General features: G+C 46.1%; 5 protein-coding genes. All 5 read left to right on the top strand.

Annotation, left to right across the window (positions count from 1 at the left end; all coding sequences use genetic code 11):
* The coding region (locus tag AC3DOM_RS17310; protein WP_487920287.1) for a TSUP family transporter at positions 1-293 on the top strand (293 nt) is incomplete at its 5' end.
* Positions 294-301: 8 nt separating this feature from the next.
* Complete coding sequence (locus AC3DOM_RS17315) at positions 302-715, top strand: HIT family protein (RefSeq protein ID WP_487920288.1); 414 nt, start codon at positions 302-304, stop codon at positions 713-715.
* Positions 716-759: 44 nt separating this feature from the next.
* Positions 760-1,602 (top strand): universal stress protein, encoded by an 843-nt coding sequence (locus AC3DOM_RS17320; protein WP_487920289.1) that lies wholly within the window; start codon positions 760-762, stop codon positions 1,600-1,602.
* 138 nt (positions 1,603-1,740) lie between these two features.
* Complete coding sequence (locus AC3DOM_RS17325; protein WP_487920290.1) at positions 1,741-2,259, top strand: chromate transporter; 519 nt, start codon at positions 1,741-1,743, stop codon at positions 2,257-2,259.
* The coding region (locus AC3DOM_RS17330; protein ID WP_487920291.1) for a chromate transporter at positions 2,259-2,619 on the top strand (361 nt) is incomplete at its 3' end. The genes AC3DOM_RS17325 and AC3DOM_RS17330, both read left to right, overlap by 1 nt.

Raw genomic sequence — 2,619 nt, forward strand, 5'->3', positions numbered from 1 at the left:
CTCACGGTCGTTGGCTGGTTGTTAAAGAGCTAGTTTTTTCACGAGAGTCATTAAACTATTTAGTTGGAATGGATGTGATGCATGGTGCCTTGCTCGCTACTATTAGCGCGTTCAGCTATATTTTTGCAGGACAAACTGGTTGGGCTTCGGTTGGGCTTCTATTGATCGGCTCCTTGCCTGGCGTTTGGCTTGGGGCAAGGGTAGTGCACCGGATTAATTTATTGCTGGTACGCGGTATTCTGGGTTTACTGGTCCTCGGGGCAGGGATCCAATTATTGCTCGGAGGGCATTAGGAAAAATTATGACCTGTGTCTTTTGTGAAGTTTCTGTAAGGAAAGTTCCCGCCAGTTATGTTTACAATGATCGAGATGTCTTTGCGATCATGAGTTTGGAGCAACCTAATCCATATAAGGTTTTGGTGATCCCTCATGCTCATGTTGAAAGCATATATGATCTTGAAGATGAACTGGCAGCATCCATATTTCAGGTTACTGCAAAAATAGCACGCGCTATCCGAAAGGTGTCTAATTGCGATGGGATGAATCTCGTGCAATCTAATGGCAGGGCAGGCCAGCAGGATGTTTTTCATTTTCATCTTCATCTGGTACCGCGTTTTGCTGGTGATCAAATCATATTTGATTGGGACAATACTCCCTCAAAAAGAGAGACGCTGGATCAATTTGCTGACGAAATCTGTCTTGGATTGAAGAAGTAGCACAAATGGTATATAGTACGACATTTCGCTACAGGAGTATTACCGTGAAAAAGAAAATATTGTTGGTAACAAATGGATGCGCAGAAAGCTGGCCCACGATTGAATATGCAGTGGGAATGGCTACTACATTAGGTGCACAACCTACACTTTTGGGCGTTGTTGAAAAAATGGATGAGCTGCACCCCGTCGAGGAGATGTTTAGTCGCGCAGTTGCCCTTTTTCAGGAAAAAGATCTCCTCTACGATCTGCAAATTGTCAATGGAGAAACAGAGGAGATACTGGGCGAATTAGAATGGGACGAAAATACCTATCTCTTTATCGGTCCGCTTGGGCGATCCCAATTTCGTCAATGGTTGGTTGGACGTTCATTTCGAAAAATTTTAAAAAACGTATGCAATCCAATTTTTTATACACGCGAAGCACGCTTATCGATAAAGAAGGTTTTAATTTGCTTTGGCGGAATGGGGTATACAGGACAGGCTGAGGAAATTGGGATTGAGATTGCAAAACTTGCTGGAGCAGAATTGACATTTTTACATGTTATTCCCCCGGTTGAATCGGATCATCTCCTGTCAAAGGATTTCAATAATAACCATGCAGCATTAATCGATGATAAACCTGCGCGTATCCTGAAAGAGGCGCAACAACATGCAATAGATAATGGGATCCAGTCCAGAGTCATTGTACGACATGGAAATATTGTTAATCAGATCCTGGAAGAACTGGATGCTCAGAAATATGATTTGATCTGTATGGGTTCATCTTTCAGTGGGCCGGATGAGTTACGTCGCCTCTATGCTCCGAATGTGACCGCAGAAATCGCAGAAGCGGTAAATTGCCCGATTTTAACGGTGCGTTTCTCAAAGGAGTTTGTCCGATCATATTAACCCAAGAAATAAATTATTGGGTTAATATGGGTGTGTAGTATCCCTATCATGTTAGCACTAAGCCTTGGGATCAGATTGCGCTAAATGCTCTCACTGCTCCAACCTAAGCAAGATACCCATAGAAAAATCAGACATAAAATGAACCATTTGCATCATATCTTCTGGTTATTCCTGAAAATCAATTTACTGAGCACCTCTGGTTCGGCTTCAGTCGCGTTGCTACATTCGGAAGCTGTTGGCACGATTATGACCGAAGCGCAGTTCATCCAGGCGGTGGGGTTGTCATCTCTCTTGCCTGGAAGCGATGCGCTGCAACTGGCGATGTTTATCGGCACAGAGGCAGGTGGATTTTGGGGTGCAACCGTTGCGTTGATCGCATCCCTGCTCCCGCCTACGATCCTGATGTTTGGTGTGGTCAAAATTCTGCATCGTCTGCGACGTGAAAGATGGATTGGCGGCTTCGTCGAGGGGCTGACGCCTGCGGTAGGCGTGCTGATGGCATTCGTCGCGTGGAAAATTCTGAGTGGGAGCAACGGTGGGGAACTTCCCTTACCTGTTTGGGGGATTGGTGTTGTTAGCTTAATTGTCTTATGGTTTGATGCGCCTGCGCCATTGGTTTTGCTCTTGGCAGGTTTGGCGGGGGTATTTTTACTCTAATGAAAACGCCTAAATTCCGCGCATGGCTGAAATTATTTTGGCTTTTTCTGAAAGTCAACACTTTGAGCACCTCTGGTCCCGCCTCGATTGGGCTGCTCTACAAAGAAGCCATCGGCGAGGTGATGACTGAAACCGAATTTATTGAAGCGGTGGGATTTTCCAACGTACTGCCGGGGAGCGATGCGCTGCAACTGGCGATGTTTATCGGCACAGGGGCAGGCGGGATGAGCGGGATGAGCGCAGCCTTGCTCGGCTCCATTTTGCCACCAATTTTATTGATGCTGGTCGCCATTTCGATGCTGGAGAAAGTACAGGGTGAAGCATGGCTAGCCAATTTCATCGACGGGATGACGCCCGCTG

This window comes from Candidatus Desulfolinea nitratireducens (genome assembly GCF_982879505.1).

Excerpts from the sequence above, each read along its gene's own strand:
- AC3DOM_RS17325 (WP_487920290.1), top strand. The coding sequence starts at position 1,741 with ATGAACCATTTGCATCATATCTTCTGGTTATTCCTGAAAATCAATTTA.
- AC3DOM_RS17315 (WP_487920288.1), top strand. The coding sequence starts at position 302 with ATGACCTGTGTCTTTTGTGAAGTTTCTGTAAGGAAAGTTCCCGCCAGT.